General features: G+C 62.1%; 19 protein-coding genes. 6 read left to right on the forward strand and 13 right to left on the reverse strand.

From position 1 onward, the window contains the following. Positions 1 to 39: 39 nt before the first annotated feature. Genes ACSQ3G_RS14030 through ruvC form a run of 9 tightly spaced genes read right to left on the reverse strand, consistent with a single transcriptional unit; the run spans position 40 to position 5,059 of the window. The gene (locus tag ACSQ3G_RS14030; protein WP_436110468.1) at positions 40 to 549 is read right to left on the reverse strand and encodes an NUDIX hydrolase; all 510 of its coding nucleotides are present in this window, start codon (positions 547 to 549) and stop codon (positions 40 to 42) included. A 5-nt stretch (positions 550 to 554) separates the two neighbouring features. Then, complete coding sequence (locus ACSQ3G_RS14035) at positions 555 to 1,454, reverse strand: metallophosphoesterase (protein WP_436110469.1); 900 nt, start codon at positions 1,452 to 1,454, stop codon at positions 555 to 557. Then, a complete protein-coding gene (gene ruvB, locus ACSQ3G_RS14040) occupies positions 1,455 to 2,495 on the reverse strand; it encodes a Holliday junction branch migration DNA helicase RuvB (RefSeq protein ID WP_436110470.1) in 1,041 nt (346 codons plus the stop codon). Continuing rightward, the gene (locus tag ACSQ3G_RS14045) at positions 2,492 to 2,851 is read right to left on the reverse strand and encodes a type II toxin-antitoxin system VapC family toxin (protein ID WP_436110471.1); all 360 of its coding nucleotides are present in this window, start codon (positions 2,849 to 2,851) and stop codon (positions 2,492 to 2,494) included. Before ACSQ3G_RS14045 ends, ruvB begins: the two co-directional genes overlap by 4 nt. Continuing rightward, the gene (locus ACSQ3G_RS14050; protein WP_436110472.1) at positions 2,814 to 3,149 is read right to left on the reverse strand and encodes an AbrB/MazE/SpoVT family DNA-binding domain-containing protein; all 336 of its coding nucleotides are present in this window, start codon (positions 3,147 to 3,149) and stop codon (positions 2,814 to 2,816) included. The genes ACSQ3G_RS14045 and ACSQ3G_RS14050 overlap by 38 nt, the downstream gene beginning before the upstream one ends. 57 nt (positions 3,150 to 3,206) lie before the next feature. After that, the gene (gene ruvA / locus ACSQ3G_RS14055) at positions 3,207 to 3,824 is read right to left on the reverse strand and encodes a Holliday junction branch migration protein RuvA (protein ID WP_038544898.1); all 618 of its coding nucleotides are present in this window, start codon (positions 3,822 to 3,824) and stop codon (positions 3,207 to 3,209) included. A gap of 12 nt (positions 3,825 to 3,836) precedes the next feature. Further along, positions 3,837 to 4,253, reverse strand: a complete 417-nt coding sequence (locus tag ACSQ3G_RS14060; protein ID WP_436110473.1) for a type II toxin-antitoxin system VapC family toxin — start codon at positions 4,251 to 4,253, stop codon at positions 3,837 to 3,839. Further along, positions 4,234 to 4,494: an AbrB/MazE/SpoVT family DNA-binding domain-containing protein gene (locus ACSQ3G_RS14065; protein ID WP_105421999.1), complete on the reverse strand. Its 261-nt coding sequence runs from the start codon at positions 4,492 to 4,494 to the stop codon at positions 4,234 to 4,236. Before ACSQ3G_RS14065 ends, ACSQ3G_RS14060 begins: the two co-directional genes overlap by 20 nt. Positions 4,495 to 4,549: 55 nt before the next feature. Next, positions 4,550 to 5,059 (reverse strand): crossover junction endodeoxyribonuclease RuvC, encoded by a 510-nt coding sequence (gene ruvC / locus ACSQ3G_RS14070; protein ID WP_105400888.1) that lies wholly within the window; start codon positions 5,057 to 5,059, stop codon positions 4,550 to 4,552. A gap of 191 nt (positions 5,060 to 5,250) precedes the next feature. Between ruvC and ACSQ3G_RS14075 the strand changes: the two genes are divergently transcribed. After that, positions 5,251 to 6,663 (forward strand): methyl-accepting chemotaxis protein, encoded by a 1,413-nt coding sequence (locus ACSQ3G_RS14075; protein WP_436110474.1) that lies wholly within the window; start codon positions 5,251 to 5,253, stop codon positions 6,661 to 6,663. A 128-nt stretch (positions 6,664 to 6,791) separates the two neighbouring features. Beyond that, positions 6,792 to 7,793, forward strand: a complete 1,002-nt coding sequence (locus ACSQ3G_RS14080) for an LLM class flavin-dependent oxidoreductase (protein ID WP_436110475.1) — start codon at positions 6,792 to 6,794, stop codon at positions 7,791 to 7,793. A gap of 57 nt (positions 7,794 to 7,850) precedes the next feature. Here the strand turns inward: ACSQ3G_RS14080 and ACSQ3G_RS14085 are convergent, their stop codons facing one another. Further along, positions 7,851 to 8,597 carry a YebC/PmpR family DNA-binding transcriptional regulator gene (locus tag ACSQ3G_RS14085; RefSeq protein WP_105400236.1) on the reverse strand — a complete coding sequence of 249 codons (747 nt, stop codon included), beginning with the start codon at positions 8,595 to 8,597 and terminating at the stop codon, positions 7,851 to 7,853. A 191-nt stretch (positions 8,598 to 8,788) separates the two neighbouring features. Between ACSQ3G_RS14085 and ACSQ3G_RS14090 the strand changes: the two genes are divergently transcribed. Continuing rightward, positions 8,789 to 9,301, forward strand: a complete 513-nt coding sequence (locus ACSQ3G_RS14090; protein WP_105400235.1) for a pyridoxamine 5'-phosphate oxidase family protein — start codon at positions 8,789 to 8,791, stop codon at positions 9,299 to 9,301. Between the two features lie 24 nt (positions 9,302 to 9,325). Here ACSQ3G_RS14090 and ACSQ3G_RS14095 read toward each other — a convergent pair whose 3' ends face one another. Then, positions 9,326 to 10,171, reverse strand: a complete 846-nt coding sequence (locus ACSQ3G_RS14095) for an MBL fold metallo-hydrolase (RefSeq protein ID WP_436110476.1) — start codon at positions 10,169 to 10,171, stop codon at positions 9,326 to 9,328. A 200-nt stretch (positions 10,172 to 10,371) separates the two neighbouring features. On the opposite strand from ACSQ3G_RS14095, the gene ACSQ3G_RS14100 reads away from it, so the two are divergent. Next, complete coding sequence (locus tag ACSQ3G_RS14100; RefSeq protein ID WP_436110477.1) at positions 10,372 to 11,103, forward strand: dienelactone hydrolase family protein; 732 nt, start codon at positions 10,372 to 10,374, stop codon at positions 11,101 to 11,103. A gap of 118 nt (positions 11,104 to 11,221) precedes the next feature. On the opposite strand, the gene ACSQ3G_RS14105 is transcribed toward ACSQ3G_RS14100, so the two are convergent. Next, a complete protein-coding gene (locus ACSQ3G_RS14105; RefSeq protein WP_436110478.1) occupies positions 11,222 to 13,162 on the reverse strand; it encodes a DEAD/DEAH box helicase in 1,941 nt (646 codons plus the stop codon). A 204-nt stretch (positions 13,163 to 13,366) separates the two neighbouring features. Between ACSQ3G_RS14105 and ACSQ3G_RS14110 the strand changes: the two genes are divergently transcribed. After that, a complete protein-coding gene (locus ACSQ3G_RS14110; protein WP_436110479.1) occupies positions 13,367 to 13,966 on the forward strand; it encodes a hypothetical protein in 600 nt (199 codons plus the stop codon). Between the two features lie 317 nt (positions 13,967 to 14,283). Further along, positions 14,284 to 14,715 carry a type II toxin-antitoxin system VapC family toxin gene (locus ACSQ3G_RS14115; RefSeq protein ID WP_436110480.1) on the forward strand — a complete coding sequence of 144 codons (432 nt, stop codon included), beginning with the start codon at positions 14,284 to 14,286 and terminating at the stop codon, positions 14,713 to 14,715. A 58-nt stretch (positions 14,716 to 14,773) separates the two neighbouring features. Here the strand turns inward: ACSQ3G_RS14115 and ACSQ3G_RS14120 are convergent, their stop codons facing one another. Beyond that, positions 14,774 to 15,598 (reverse strand): TIGR00282 family metallophosphoesterase, encoded by an 825-nt coding sequence (locus ACSQ3G_RS14120; protein WP_024164006.1) that lies wholly within the window; start codon positions 15,596 to 15,598, stop codon positions 14,774 to 14,776. Positions 15,599 to 15,600 lie beyond the last annotated feature (2 nt).

Raw genomic sequence — 15,600 nt, forward strand, 5'->3', positions numbered from 1 at the left:
GAGCGCTGAACTCCGTCGGAATGCGGAAAAAGATCGAACTTAAGATTTCAGGTCGAGGTCGCCGTCGCGCCAGACGAGGTGGCGCGGACTGACGGGCAGGTTCTCGATCTCCTCGGCGATGAAGTAGGGCGGGATGTCGAGCGCCCTCAGCGCCGCGGTCGTCGCCGGTACCCATTTGAATTCCAGATCGTGCTCGTCCCTGATCCGATGGACGATGTCCGTCGGATGAAAGGGAAAGGTCTCCGGTATGTCCATCAGGTAATAATAACCGAGCTCATGCCAGTCGCGGTCTTCGTAGTGGAAGAAGTTCTCGACCGACCAGAGCAGCCGGCGAACGCTCACCTCGGCACCGATTTCCTCGACCATCTCGCGTCTGAGTGTCTCTTCCGACGTCTCGCCGATCTCCGCCCGCCCGCCCGGAAAAGTCCAGAAGGCCTCATCCACGGCGCGATGCACCAGCACGTAACCGTACCGGAATCCAAGGCCGGCAATCCGCATCTGGAAAATACGCTTGCTCTTGGTCTTGATACGGATGCGAGTGCGCGCCATGCGGTTTACCCCAGTTCAATCACGACGATTTCCGGCCTCGAGCCCACTCGCACCGGCAGGATGGAACAGCCGAGGCCCCGGGACACGATGAGATCACGCTCCCCCTCACGATAATGCCCGGCCGGATAACGCCGCGAGCCCTGCGATGCAGCGGCGGGCCGCCAGCCCAGGATATTGATCTGGCCGCCATGAGTATGACCAGAAAGCGTCAGACTGACCCTCTCGCTCACCTGCGGAAATATGTCCGGCTCATGTGCCATGAGCAGCACCGGCGCGTCGTCGTCAATCTGCGCGAGCGTTCCCGGAAGATCGTCGATGCCCCTCATCATCGTCCGCTTGAAGTCTTTGCCGGGGCGCAGAGCCATCTGGTCACCGAGGCCTGCCAGCCAGAACGAGTGGCCGTCCTTCTCCAGCCTGACGGCCTCGTTGATGTAGGTCGGTATTCCAACCGCCCTCAGTGCAGCCGCCGCGATATTCTCGGCGAGGGGATCTCTCTGGAAGCGAAGATCCTCCCAATGGTCATGATTGCCGAGCACCGCATGAACGCCGAGCGGCGCCTTCAGCGCCGAGAACACCCGCGACCAATCCGCCGACGGGATATGCTCGGTCAGCAGGTTCATTCCCGACACGTAATCGCCGAGCAGCAGGATGACATCCCCGTTCAGCGCATTGGCCGCCGAACAGACCGACCCGATCCGGTCGAGGCTCATCCAGGGCTCGCAGGCGTGGATATCCGCAAGGACGACAACGCGCAGCTTCAATCCCGGCGTCCATCGCCTGGGCGTGACGGCATATTGCGTCAGCCGAGGCCGTGCCATCACCTCCACGAAGGGATAGGCGGCCAGGGCGAACAGGGTCGCAACTCCTCCGGCGAAGGCCTTGAGCAAAGTCCGCCTTGTGAGCACTCAGTCATCCTCGAGATTCATCCGGAATTGCGCGGCCTCGAGATCCTTCGGCGGCTGCATTCCCAGATGTTTCCACGCGTTTGCGGTCAAAACGCGGCCCCGTGGCGTGCGCTGGATGAAACCCTGCTGGATCATGTAGGGTTCGATGATGTCCTCGATCGCATCGCGCGGTTCGGACAGGCCGGCGGCGATCGTCTCGATACCGACCGGCCCGCCGCCGAAATTGACGGCGATCATGTTGAGATAGCGTTTGTCGAGCTGGTCGAGGCCCATATTGTCGACCAGCAGCCGGGTCAGCGCCTCGTCGGCGATCTCCTTCGTCACCGCTTCGGCCCTCGCCACTTCGGCGAAATCGCGCACCCGGCGCAAGAGACGTCCGGCGATGCGTGGCGTGCCGCGGGCGCGGCGGGCGATCTCGCGGGCGCCTGCATCGGTCATCGAAAGGCTCATCAGCCGCGCACCGCGCCGGACGATCAGTTCCAACTCATCGACCGTGTAGAAGGACAACCGGATGGGAATGCCGAACCGGTCGCGCAGCGGCGTGGTGAGCAGACCGGCCCGGGTGGTGGCGGCAACCAGCGTGAACTTCGACAGATCGATCTTCACCGATCGCGCCGACGGACCTTCGCCGATGATCAGATCGAGCTGGAAATCCTCCATCGCCGGATAGAGGATTTCCTCGACCGCGGGATTGAGCCGGTGGATCTCGTCGATGAAGAGCACGTCCCGCTCCTCGAGATTGGTGAGCAGGGCCGCGAGATCGCCTGCCTTGGCGATGACCGGGCCGGATGTCGAGCGGAAATTGACGCCGAGTTCCTTCGCCATGATCTGCGCCAGCGTCGTCTTGCCAAGCCCCGGCGGGCCGACGAACAGCACGTGATCGAGCGCCTCGCCGCGGTTTTTCGCCGCCTCGATGAACACCTTCAGGTTGGCGCGCGCCTCCGCCTGGCCGGTGAACTCGTCCAGCGACTGCGGGCGCAGCGTCGTATCCAGGTCTTCGCCCCGCTTTTCCGGCGTTATCAGGCGGGCGGGTTCACTCATGCGAGAAGTTCCATTCCGGGTATGTATCGTGCGGCAGTTTTGTCGAAAGTCACCGTTTTTGAACAGCCAATTCTCTTTGCGAGTTCGGCGATCATATAGTCTGCAACGTCAAACTTGCCGAAACCATCGGCCAAGAACATGGTCTCTATAAAATCCGGATCCTCGAAGACAAGCTCTCGGCTTTCCAATAGTCCTCGAAACAGTGACGCAATCTCCTGATTCTTGTAGCCGTAACGTTTCCGCATCACCCAACATGCTTCGGCGAAAACGAAGAGCGAAATATAAGCCGGACTTTCTGCCGATCTCGAACGGAAGAACTCAACTGCGCTTTCGTACTGTTTCAGATCGTCCGTCATCAGAAATCTGAGGAGCACGTTTGTATCGATGCCAATCACGCATGATCCTCCGATCATCTTCTGCAGCCGCTTCCGCCGCGGCTTCGCTCATTTCTTCGATGGTCAAACGGACGCCGTTGGGAGCATGGCCGAGAATACCCGCAAACTCCATGACGCTCCGCGTCTTGGCCCTTATTTTGACTTCACCATTTTCAATGACGAAGTCCATTTGATCACCTGGACTAAGATTGAGATACTTCCTGATTTCGATTGGAATTGTCGTCTGACCTTTAGAGGTCAATTTTGCGCCATAGCCCATGAGCACCTCCATTCCTTACTTTTTATTTTAGTAAGGATCATAGAAAATTGCAAGGAATCACCGAGCCAGTTCCTTCAGCCCCAGCCGGATGAGCCTGGCGCTATCGCCCCCCTCGCCGCCGTTCTTGAGCGCCGCCGCAACCGCGTTCGCGGCTTGGTCGCGGGAGTACCCGAGATTGGTGAGCGCCGAGACGGCATCCGCAACCGGTGCAGCGGCCACGCCCTCGCCAAGCTCTTGCTTGAGGCCGATATTGCCCGAAGCCTCGCCGGCAAAGGCGGGCGCCTTGTTCTTGAGTTCGGTGACGATACGCACCGCGACCTTCGGCCCGACGCCGGGCGCACGCGAGACAGTCGTCTTGTCCTGAAGGGCGATCGCATTGGCAAGCTCGGAGGGCGTCAGCGTCGAGAGCACCGCGAGCGCCACCTTGGCGCCGACACCCTGCACGCTCTGCAGCAGGTTGAACCATTCCCGCTCCAGCGCGCTCAGGAAGCCGAAAAGCTTGAATTGATCCTCGCGGACATAGGTCTCGATGAAGAGTACCACCGCTTCGCCGACCGACCCCATCTTCGACAGCACCCGCGACGAACAGAAGACCTCGTAACAGACGCCATGAACGTCGACGAGCACATAGTCGTCGCCGATCTCGTCGATAGTGCCTTTGAGCTTGCCGATCATGAAAGATGTCCGTCAGGGATGGGTTTCGGGGGAGATGATGTCGAGCGAAGGGAAATAGGCGCGGTAACGGGCTGCATCACGGGTGAGGAGACGATGGGAGCGGACCACGGCATGGGCGCCGATCAGGAAATCCGGCAGCGTTCGCTCACGAAGTCCGCCGGACCTGCGGTAGGAAAAATGCGCCTTACCCGCCTGAAATGCCGCATCATAAGACAAGGTCTCGCGCTTCATACCGAGCCACCCGAATGCCAGGGTGATCTCGAGTTCACTCAGCGGCGATGCCGACAGTTCCGACCAGATGACCGGATTGAGGATAAGCTCGCCCTCTTCCGCGCACCGTTTCAATGCACCGAGCGACCAGTTCCGCACCGGAGTGGCAGGCCCAAGCATATCGATCAGCACATTCGTATCAACGACGGTCGAGGTCATCGCGCGGTCCCCGAAGCCAGTCGATATACTCATCGGTCGTCATGCCGCCGAGATCCCAGGTGCCTTTGACGCTGTCCGCCCATTCTTCGAAGCTCTTGTAGTCCTGCTTGCTGTCGTCGAGCCTGACAAGCCTCACGCCGTCATCAGACACGATAAAATCCACCTCCGACCCCGGTCCGATCTTCAATCGGTCGCGGATTTCCTTGGGGATCGTAACCTGGCCTTTTTCGGTGACGCGCATGGTAATACCTCTCAGGTATTACTTATCGCCCGAACAAGAACAAGTCAAGAACAAACTAGCCGGCGAGCGCGGCGCGCATCCGCTGGCCGCCGCGGTTATGGGCGTGGCAGATGGCGATTGCCAGCGCGTCCGCGGCGTCGTTGCCCTTGAACTCCGCCTTCGGCATCAGGATCTTCAGCATCATGTGGATCTGCTGCTTTTCGCCGTGGCCGACACCGATCACCGCCTTCTTGACCGCGTTCGGCGCATATTCGGCGACGGGCAGCCCGGCCCTCGCCGGCACCAGCATGACGACCCCCCTCGCCTGGCCGAGCTTCAGCGTGGCGACCGCATCCTTGTTGACGAAGGTTTGTTCGACGGCGGCCTCGTGCGGCTGGTAGGCATGCACGACTTCCGCCAGCCCGTCATGCAATTGGCAGAGGCGGGAGGCGAGGTCCATGTCGCCGTCGGAGGTCACGGTCCCCGAGGCGACGAATTTCAGGCTGTTGCCGAGCGTCTCGATAATGCCCCAGCCGGTGCGTCGAAGCCCCGGATCGATGCCGATGATGCGAATCGTGCCTGTCATGCCCATACCCTATCCTGATGCCCCAACCAGTGCCACGAGAATGTGAACAAACCGAAAACGCGCATGGAGGCCCGTTTACCCTTCGGTAACCATGTCGGGAAGGTTTGCCCCCTTTCGGGTCGCCGGTTGGCAACGCCCCAGCGCCTCGCGCGTTGCAAATCGCGGCTTGGACGCAATGTGAGGAGGCAGCCATGACAGGCAGACATCATTCCCTATCCGTCAAGGTGATCGGGCTTGTGCTGGCGCAGAATGGGATTCTCGCGGGGCTCCTCTTTTACGTCGCCGACGAGCTGACGCCTTTCGAGATGCTGGGCATCGCCGCGTCGCTGATAACGCTGACCCTCGTCACCATTTCCCTTGCCGGGGCACTCATCAATCCGCTGCGCACCATCGCGGGAACCGTCTCGGAGGTCGCCGCCGGCAAGACGGCGGTGCCACGCGAACATCTGGCCCGCACCGATGAAATCGGCTCGATCTCCCGGGCGCTGGAGCAGCTTTGCCGCAATCATCTCACCCGGCTCGTCAAGGACGAAGAAGCGCGCGAGCGGCAAGAGGCGGAGGCGGCGCAAGCCCGCATGCGCGATCTTGAGGCCACCGGAGAGGAGGCACGCGACCTGAGGACAGTGGTCGAAGCGCTCGACGGCGGCCTTCGGCGCCTGGCGGTCGGCGATCTGACCGTCCGGATCGATATGCCGTTCCCCGACAGGTACGAGGGCCTGCGTGCGGATTTCAACCATGCCCTGACGATCCTGGAGGACGTGCTCGGCATGATCGGCAGTTGCGCCCACGGCCTCCACACGGAGTGCGCCGAGGCTCGCGACGAACTGGCGAAAACCGCCGAGGCCGGTGGCCGGCTGACGGCAACCATCGCCAAGACCGCTGCGGATGTCGGCAAGCTTGCCGAAACGCTGAGGGTGCGAAAGATGGAGGCCCAGCACGCGGCCGAGATCGCCAACAACGCCCGGCTCGACATGCGCCCGCCGAAGGAGATGATAGAAGCCGCAACGGCGGCGATGGAGGCGATCCGCAAGGCGTCGCTCAGAATAGAGCCCGCCACCGCGACGATCCGCGAGATCGCCTTCCAGGCCAATATGCTCGCCCTCAACGCCGGCCTCGAAGCGGCCCATCCGAGTGAGGCCGAGACCGACTTCAAGACCGTGGCCGAGGAAATCCGCGGACTTGCCGAGCGGGCCGCCGAGGTGGCCAAGGAAATCTCCGGCCTGTCCCGAAGGTCGGCGGAAGCGGCCGAACTCGGCGGCAGGTCTGTCGAGAACGCGGGCGGAGAACTGGATGCGATGACGATCTACGCGGATGCCTTGCACGATCACGCGGCGGCACTCGCGGCAAGCTCGGGCAAGGAGATCGAAGCGGTCGCAGCCGTCAGGACCACGATGACGACGCTTGCCAGGGCGAGCCGCGACCAGATCGGCGCGCTGGATGCGCTGACGACAAAGCTCGGCCGCATGAACCGCGATATCGGCGCGATCGACCATCAGGCAGGGCGCTTCACGCCCGTCACGATCCTCCACGCAGAGGGAGTGGCGGTACCGGAGAGCCTCAAACCCGCAAAACCCGGCTCGCACCTGCGGCTGGTCAAATCGTGATGCCGGGGCTCCGCTGCGCGCCTTTTCCGGGCGCTTCTTTTTCTGTCGGCCGCAGGGTCGTATTCCTGGACGAGGCTGCCTAGATAACTGGAACACCCTGTCAGTTATTCCGCCTTCAGGACGCGCCGATGATCCCCTTTTCCATTCTCGATCTTTCACCCGTCGGTGAAGGTTATTCCGTGAGCGATGCGCTCGACCAGTCCCGCCGCCTGGCGATCAAGGCCGAGGAGCAGGGCTACAAACGCGTCTGGCTTGCCGAGCACCACGGCATGCCGGGCATTGCCAGTGCCGCAACCGCGATCGTCATCGCCCATGTGGGCGCCGCCACCAAGACCATCCGCGTCGGCTCCGGCGGCATCATGCTGCCCAACCACTCTCCTCTCGTCATCGCCGAACAGTTCGGCACGCTGGAAGCGCTGTTGCCCGGCCGCGTCGATCTCGGTCTTGGGCGGGCGCCCGGAACCGATATGCGCACCGCGAGCGCCCTTCGCCGCAATCTCGATGCCGGCGCCGAAAGCTTTCCGCACGACATTCTGGAACTGCAGCGCCTGCTCGGCACGCCCGAAAAGGACCAGAGCCTGCTCGCCGTCCCGGGCATGGATGCGCATGTGCCGATCTGGCTGCTCGGATCGAGCGTCTACAGCGCCCATCTCGCAGCCGCCCTCGGCCTGCCCTATGCGTTTGCCTCGCATTTCGCGCCTGACATGCTGATGGAAGCGATCTCGATCTACCGCGACCGTTTTAAGCCGTCTCTCCAACTCGACAAGCCCTACATGATGGTCGGCGTCATGGGCGTCGCCGCAGAAACCGATGCCGAAGCTGAGCGCGCCTTCACCTCGTCGCAGCAGCAGTTCGTCAATCTGCGCAAGAACGTCCGCACCCGGTTCCCGAAACCCGTCGACAGCATGGAAGGTTTCTGGACGCCGATGGAGAAGATGAACGTCGAGCACACGCTGCGTTACGCAGCGGTCGGCTCCGTTGCGACGGTCGAGGCAAAGCTCAGGGATTTCCTGGGAGAAACCGGCGCCGACGAATTGATCATCTCGATGCCGATCCACGATGTCGACGCACGGCTGCGCTCGGTCGAATTGTTCGCCACGCTGCCGATGATGGAAAAAGTCCAGGCATAAAACAAAGGCGGGCTGGTCATGCCAGCCCGCCTTCAAAACTGTCCGGTCGAGAATGGATCAGGCCGAAAGCTTGGCCATGACCTCTTCGGAAACCTCGAAGTTCGAATAGACGCTCTGCACGTCGTCGTCGTCTTCCAGGTTGTCGATGAGTTTCAGCAGCGACTGCGCCTTCTCCTCGTCCACCTCGATCGTGTTCTGCGGCCGCCAGATCACCTTGACCGTTTCGGCCTGGCCGAGCGTCGCTTCGAGCGCCTTCGACACTTCGCCGAGGCTTTCGAAAGCGCAGATGATCGTGTGGCCGTCCTCGTCGGTGGTCACGTCGTCGGCACCGGCCTCGATCGCCGCTTCCATCACCTTGTCCGCATCGCCGACGCTCGCCTTGTAGGTGATTTCGCCGACATGGTCGAAGGAGAAGGAAACCGAGCCGGTTTCACCAAGCACGCCGCCGGCCTTGGTGAAGATCGAGCGGACGTTGGAGGCCGTGCGGTTGCGGTTGTCGGTGAGCGCCTCGACGATGACGGCGGTGCCGCCCGGGCCGTAACCTTCGTAACGGACGGAATCGTAGTTTTCCGCATCCGCGCCGGCAGCCTTCTTGATCGCCCGGTCGATATTGTCCTTCGGCATCGACTGAGCCTTGGCGTTCTGGATCGCCAGGCGCAATGCCGCGTTCATGGTCGGATCAGGCAGACCCGTCTTGGCGGCGACGGTGATTTCGCGCGCAAGCTTGGAAAACATCTTCGACCGGATCGAATCCTGCTTGCCCTTGCGGTGCATGATGTTTTTGAACTGTGAATGGCCAGCCATGGCACCCCTGACACTTTAGCTTGTTCTGGAACTCGTTCTGGAATGGCGCCTTATAATTTCGAAGCCTGAGCCGTTCAAGGGCATTCCAGGGTAAGGCGAGGCTTTTCCTGATGCCGCCCCGCCGACAAGGCCAGGAACAAAGCCAAAGCCTTGCCGTTTGTTCACCGAGACGAACAACAAGGAGACAATCGATGGCAAGCCTTACCGAAGCCCGCGAAGCGCCCGAACGCCAGCTCTGGGACGAGATCAACAACATCCATGCCGGCATGCTCGGGATCGAGGGCTCGCATATGCATTTCCAGCCGATGGCACCGAACGCCGATCCGAAATCGAGCACGATCTGGTTCTTCACCAAGGCCGACACGGACCTGGTACGCGCCATCCGCGCCGGCAGCCGCGCCCATTTCTGCGTCGTCGGCAAGAACCACGATTACCACGCCTGCCTTTCCGGCACGCTGGAGATCCGTAACGACCGCGCCAAGATCGACGAATACTGGAGCGCCGTAACCTCGGCCTGGTACGAGCGCGGCAAGGAAGACCCGCTGCTGACCCTGCTCGCCTTCCGGGTCGATGACGCGGAAATCTGGGCTTCCACCGACAGCACGTTGAAATTCGGCTGGGAAATCGCCAAGGCCAACCTGAAGGACGAGAAGATGCCGGATGTCGGCGTCAAGCAGCACTTGGCCTTCCCGCAATTCCATTGAACCGGAACAAGGCCGCAGGGGCGATCACAGCCCCTGCGGCACCAGTATCGTCGGCTTTTTCGGCAGGCTGCGCATCGACACCCGGATCGTCGGTTCCTTGGCATAGGCGATGTCGAACTTGGCGTCGAACATGGCGATGAAATTGTCGAGCGGCGGCCCCCAGCGATGCATCGGCAGGATGAGCGACGAGCGCAGCCGCTGCACGACCCGGCTCATGCTGTCCGCCCCCATCGTCAGGCCGCCGTCGACCGGCACCATCAGGATGTCGAGCCGGCCGATCTCTGTATACTGCGCCTCGTTCAGCTCGAAATGCAGGTGGCCGAGATGGCCGATGCAGAGGCCCGCGACCTCGAAGATGAAGATCGAATTGCCGTTTTCCTCGATGCCGCCGCCCCAGTTGCGGATATCAGACACGACGTTGCGGACATAGACATCCCCCACCATGACGCGATGCTGCGCCTTTTCGCCCGGAACATCGCTCCAGCCGTGCAGGACGTGCTTTATGCCGGGATCGGGGCTGAGCGTGTAGTGGGTGGAATGGGCCTTGTTCATGGTCGCGACATCCGGCAGCCGCGACGGTCGATAGGCGCCGCTATAGTCGGTGGCGATGCCGATCCCTTCAGGGGTTTCGATAAAATAGGTGGAATGGCCGACAAAGGTGATCTTCACCTCTTCCCTCTCGGCCAGCGCCAGGTTCCTCCTCGCCTGAACGAGCTGCAGGTCGGAGGGGCTGAAGCTTGCGAAGGTGACGCCGGGCAGCTTTTGCGCGATCGCCTGGCATTGGCTGATGGGCAGGCCGTCCTGGGCGAGCGCTGCGAAAGCGGACAGGAGGAGGCCGGAAAGACCGAGTGCGAGAGCCCGTAGCATCATGCTGATCCCAAAGAACTGCGTTCATGCTCATTCCCGGCGAAAACATGCGGCAATGCGAAAGGCCGGTCCAGCCGCAATCGCCGCGTCCGGTCTCACAATTCTGTCATTGGCGGAGGTCATGGAGTTGATCATTGAAAAGCCGCGGCAACGCCCCGACATAAGCTCGCCGGCGTCCGGTCGGAAGAGCGAGAGGATATTTCATGAAGCATGACATTGAGATCAAGACCAAGGACGGTACGGCCAAGGCCGCCGTCATCAAGCCTGCGAACGGCGCTGCCACGGACAAGGGCGCCATCCTCTACATGGATGCCTTCGGCCCGCGCGAAGCCCTCTACTGGATGGGCCAGCGCATCGCCGATGCCGGTTATACCGTGCTCGTTCCGGACCTATTCTATCGCTCGGGCGCCTACGGCCCGTTCGATGCGAAGACGGCCTTCAGCGAAGAAGCCACCAGGGCGCAGCTGATGGGCCTGATGCGCGCCAACTCCCAGCCTCTCACCGCCGAGGACGGAGAAGCCTTCATCGAAGCGTTGACCTCCGAAGGCGCCACCGGCGCGATCGGCGCCGTGGGTTATTGCATGGGCGGCGGCCGGGCAATCACCGCCGCAGCCCGTTATCCGGAGCGCATCAAGGCGGCCGCCAGCTTCCATGGCGGCAATCTCGCAAGCGACGCCGAAGACAGCCCGCACCGGCTGGCGGACCGGATCAAGGCACGCGTCTATGTCGGCGTCGCCGGCGTCGACAACAGCTTTCCGCCGGAGCAGTCGGCCCGGCTCGCCGAAGCGTTTCGCACCGGCGGCATCGACCATATCGTCGAGAACTATGTCGGCATGGCGCATGGCTGGACGGTGCCGGACCACAGCATCTACGACAAGGACGGTTCCGAGCGCCACTTCAAGCGCCTGCTGACGCTGTTCGAAGAGACCCTCTGAAACGACCCCTTCCGAACGACAAAGGGGCGGCTTCGGGCCGCCCCTGATTTCATTGAACGTCCAGCATTCCGGCCGGTGACGCAGCATCACCCCAGACAGGATTTGCGCAGCGTCCAGCTTACTTCCGGCGCTCGAAATTGCTGCTGTTGGCCAATTTCGGCTTGTCCTTCTTCTTGAAAGGCTTGTCGTCTTTCTTGAAGGGTTTGGCGTCCTTGTTGAAAGGCTTGGCATCCTTGCTGAAAGGCTTTCCGTCGCCACGCGCTTCGGCTGCCCTGGGGCCGCCCGGACCGGCCGCGTTGGAGGTGTTCTTCCGCGGCTTGCCCTTCGCCCAGTCGTCGCCACGAGGCTCCTTCGGACGGTCGTCATAGGACTTCTTGGCATAAGGCTTGGCCGGCGCCGCGGGACGGCTGAGGTCCGGGGCGCTGGTCAACCGGGTGACGCGGATGCCGCGCTCCAGCGCCTTGTCCTTGCCGACCGCCTGCATGAAGGCGTCGGCGTGATCGGCGGCGATCTCGACGAAGGTTTCGTCCTGCTGCATCTTGATCGCGCCGATTTCCCGCTTGGTGACGTTGCCGTTGCGGCAGAGCATCGGGATCAGCCAGCGCGGCTCGGCATTCTGCTTGCGGCCGACCGACAGCGAGAACCACACGGCCGGGCCGAATTCGTCGCGCGACGGGCGCGGGGTCATCGGGAAGTCACCTTCGCCGCCGGCGCGCTCGCGCGGCTTGCGGGCATCCTGCTGCACCGAGATCTCGATCAGATCCTCGGGCGCTGAATATTTGGTGCGGTAGAGACTGACGAACGCGGCCGCCAGCTTTTCCGCGCCGTGGCTCTCGACCAGCTTGGCGACGAGATCCTGCTCTTCCTCGCGCGGATTTTCGCTGAAGATCGGGTCGGCCAGCAGACGCTCGTCGTCGCGCCGCATGACCTCTTCGGCAGACGGCGGACGAGCCCAGGTGGCGGAAATGCCCGCGCCCCCGAGCAGGCGCTCGGCCTTGCGGCGGGCATTGACCGGCACGATCAGAGCGCTGATGCCCTTGCGTCCGGCACGTCCGGTGCGGCCGCTGCGGTGAAGCAGCGTTTCCGGATTGGTCGGCAGGTCGGCATGGATGACGAGGTCGAGGCCCGGCAGGTCGATGCCGCGGGCGGCGACGTCGGTCGCAATGCAGACGCGGGCACGGCCATCGCGCATCGCCTGCAGCGCATGGGTCCGCTCGTTCTGCGTCAGCTCGCCGGAGAGAGCCACGACGGCGAAATTGCGGTTGTTGAACCGCGCCGTCAGATGGTTGACCGCAGCGCGGGTCGAACAGAACACGATCGCGTTGGTCGACTCGTAATAACGAAGCACGTTGATGATCGCATTTTCGCGGTCGGCCGATGCGACGGCGAGCGCGCGGTATTCGATATCGACATGCTGCTTTTCTTCCGCCGAGGTGGCGATGCGGACCGCGTCGCGCTGGTAGCTCTTGGCAAGCTTGGCGATCGCGGCCGGAACGGTTGCCGAGAACATCAGCGTCCGGCGATCGTCGGGCGCCGATTCCAGGATGAATTCCAGATCCTCGCGGAAACCGAGATCGAGCATCTCGTCCGCTTCGTCGAGCACCGCGACCTTGAGGGCCGACATGTCGAGCGCGTTGCGGCGGATATGGTCGCAGAGACGGCCGGGCGTGCCGACGACGATATGGGCGCCGCGCTCGAGCGCGCGCCGTTCGCTGCGGATGTCCATGCCGCCGACGCAGCTGGTGATGACCGCGCCGGTCATCTCGTAAAGCCATTCCAGCTCGCGGGTAACCTGCATCGCCAGTTCGCGGGTGGGCGCAATGACGAGCGCCAAAGGCTGCCGCGCCGGGCCGAACTTTTCCGCTTCGCCAAGCAATGTCGGTGCGATTGCAAGGCCGAAGGCAACGGTCTTGCCCGAACCGGTCTGCGCCGAAACCAGCGCATCGGAATGGATGAGAGCCGGGTCGAGCATGGATTTCTGGACGGGGGTCAGCGTTACATAGCCCCGTTTCGCCAACGCCTTGGCGATCGCCGGGACGGCGCCGTTGTAATCGGTCATCTAAATCTGTCTTTCGGATTTTCGCGCGCAAAGCGCTGTGGCTGCAACACTCGCAGCCGAACTTGCGCCGTTCCTACTTATTTGCAGGGCAAATGTCAAAGAGCATGTCTGCGGGAGGCCCCGATCAAGGGCGCTATTGACGCCATAAGCTTAATATCTGACGTAAATCTTCCGTCGTCGGGGAAGATCCAAGCGGAGAAGACCATGTCGGGCATTTTGAAAAAGCAGGCCGAACTGCAAGCGCAGGCGGATGCGATCGTCGGCGCCCTCGGCCTCGAGGATGCCTTGCGTTTGGCGGGTAATCCGGTGCGGGTCGGAAGCTCGGCGCTCGGCCTCATGGTCCGCCGCGATATCGACATCACCGTGGTCTGCGAAAGGCTCGACCCAGCCGCCCGCCGAACCGTCGCCGAGATCGCCGGCGAACTGATGCTCGACAGCCGCGTCGGCGCCATGCGCTACCGCAACGACAGCGGCCTCTGGAACGTCGAACCGCAAAACTACCCGGACGGCCTCTATCTTGGCCTCACCTACCGGACGGACACGGGCGAGGACTGGAATCTCGACATCTGGTTCATCGACGAGCCGGACCGCCAGCCCGACCTGAAACATCTGAAGACGCTGCTGCCCCGCTTGACCGACGAGGTGCGGAAAACGATCCTCGTCATCAAGGCCAAGCTCGCCGCAACCGCGCCGAAAGGCGGCAAGCCTGCCCCGAGCGCACTTGTCTACGAGGCGGTGCTCGATGGCGGGGTAACAACAACTGCGGAGCTCGAAGAATGGCTTTTGCGCCCAGCAGAAACTTAGCTGAACGTCGGAAGCATAGTAGTCTCCACTCAATGCAACCAGGATCTCTGATCAACACCTCTACTGGACTCGCACTAGCGACGATTTCGCGCTATGTAAAGGGCCATGACAAAGGCAGAACTCAAACGAGAATCGACTGGCAGGTGGGTGGTACGCGATTCACACAGCGGTCGCTTTGTCGAAGTGCGTGGTGCTGATTCAATGAAGTCGTCGCAGCTGCCTATAAAGAAGAGCGTCGACCTCACAAAGCCAATTGCTGAACAAGCCCTCGAAGGTGACTCGTCCAAGTTGCGCAAGCCCTCCGTGAAGAGCTGATCTTGCCGGGCGCGCTGCTCGATACCCATACCTTTTACTGGCTGGTCACAGCTGTCGAGACGCTGTCGGAAGAAGCTCTCATCGCGATCGCCGACAACCAAGCGGCGGGAACGCTTTACGTATCGCCAATTACGGCCTGGGAGTTGGCGATCGCCTCCCGCAAACCAGCACACAGAGATCCGCCAAATCTGGACGCGAAGTCGCCGTCCAAATGGTTTTCGAGGGCCGTCGCGGCGACGGGGACGAAAATTGTTCCAATCAGACAACGGATCGCCTGCGAAGCGGCGGCTGTTGTGATGGATACCGGGCATAAGGACCCAGGACATTGCTACCTGATCGCCACCGCACGGATTAAGAAAATCCCCATCATAACCCGCGATGCAGTCATGCTGGATTTCGCCTCACCCGAGTATCTCGAAGTGATTGTGTGCTGACATTTTCGGGCATATGCCGCGCGTTCTGAAGATACCCGACTTCCAGAGTCCGCATCTGTTACCGCCAGAAGGACGGGATCGTCTCCGCAAGCCGCGGCCCGATCCGGAGCGGCTCGATCTTCTCCGCAAGGCCTGTCGTATCGGAAATCTCGATGCCGAGGCCGCAGATGGTCGCAGGTCCGGTTGCCGCCTCGAAACGGCCTTTCGGCATTTTCGAGATGAAGCGGTTGAGCGGTTCTTCCTTGTCCATGCCGAGCGATGAATCGTAATCGCCGCACATGCCGGCATCCGACATGTAGCCGGTGCCGCCGTTGAGGATCTGGCAATCGGCCGTCGGCACATGCGTGTGGGTGCCGACCACGAGGCTGGCGCGGCCGTCGACGAAATGCCCGAAGCATTGCTTTTCGCTGGTCGCCTCCGCATGGAAGTCGAAGATGATCGCGTCCGCCTGTTCCTTCAGGGGAGCAGCGGCAAGGATCGTCTCGGCGCTCTTGAAGGGATCGTCGAGCTCGGGATGCATAAACACCCGGCCCATGATGTTGGCGACCAGAATGCGCGCGCCGTTGCGGGCGTAGAAGATGCCGGATCCCTTGCCCGGCGTGCCGGCGGGATAGTTGGCGGGGCGCAGGAACTGCTCGTGGCGGCCGGCAAAACTCACCGCCTCCTTCTGGTCCCAGACATGGTTGCCGGTGGTCACCACGTCGGCGCCGGCATTGATCGTCTCGAGAAAGATATCCTCGGTAATGCCGAAGCCGCCGGCGGCGTTCTCGCCGTTGACGATGACGAAATCGAGATTGAGGTCGGCGACGAGGCCGGGCAGCTTTTCCCACACCGCCACGCGGCCGGTCTTGCCCACCATGTCACCCAGGAACAAAAGGCGCATTC

Origin of the sequence: Neorhizobium tomejilense (genome assembly GCF_964254135.1) — a bacterium.
Lineage (GTDB): Bacteria > Pseudomonadota > Alphaproteobacteria > Rhizobiales > Rhizobiaceae > Neorhizobium > Neorhizobium tomejilense.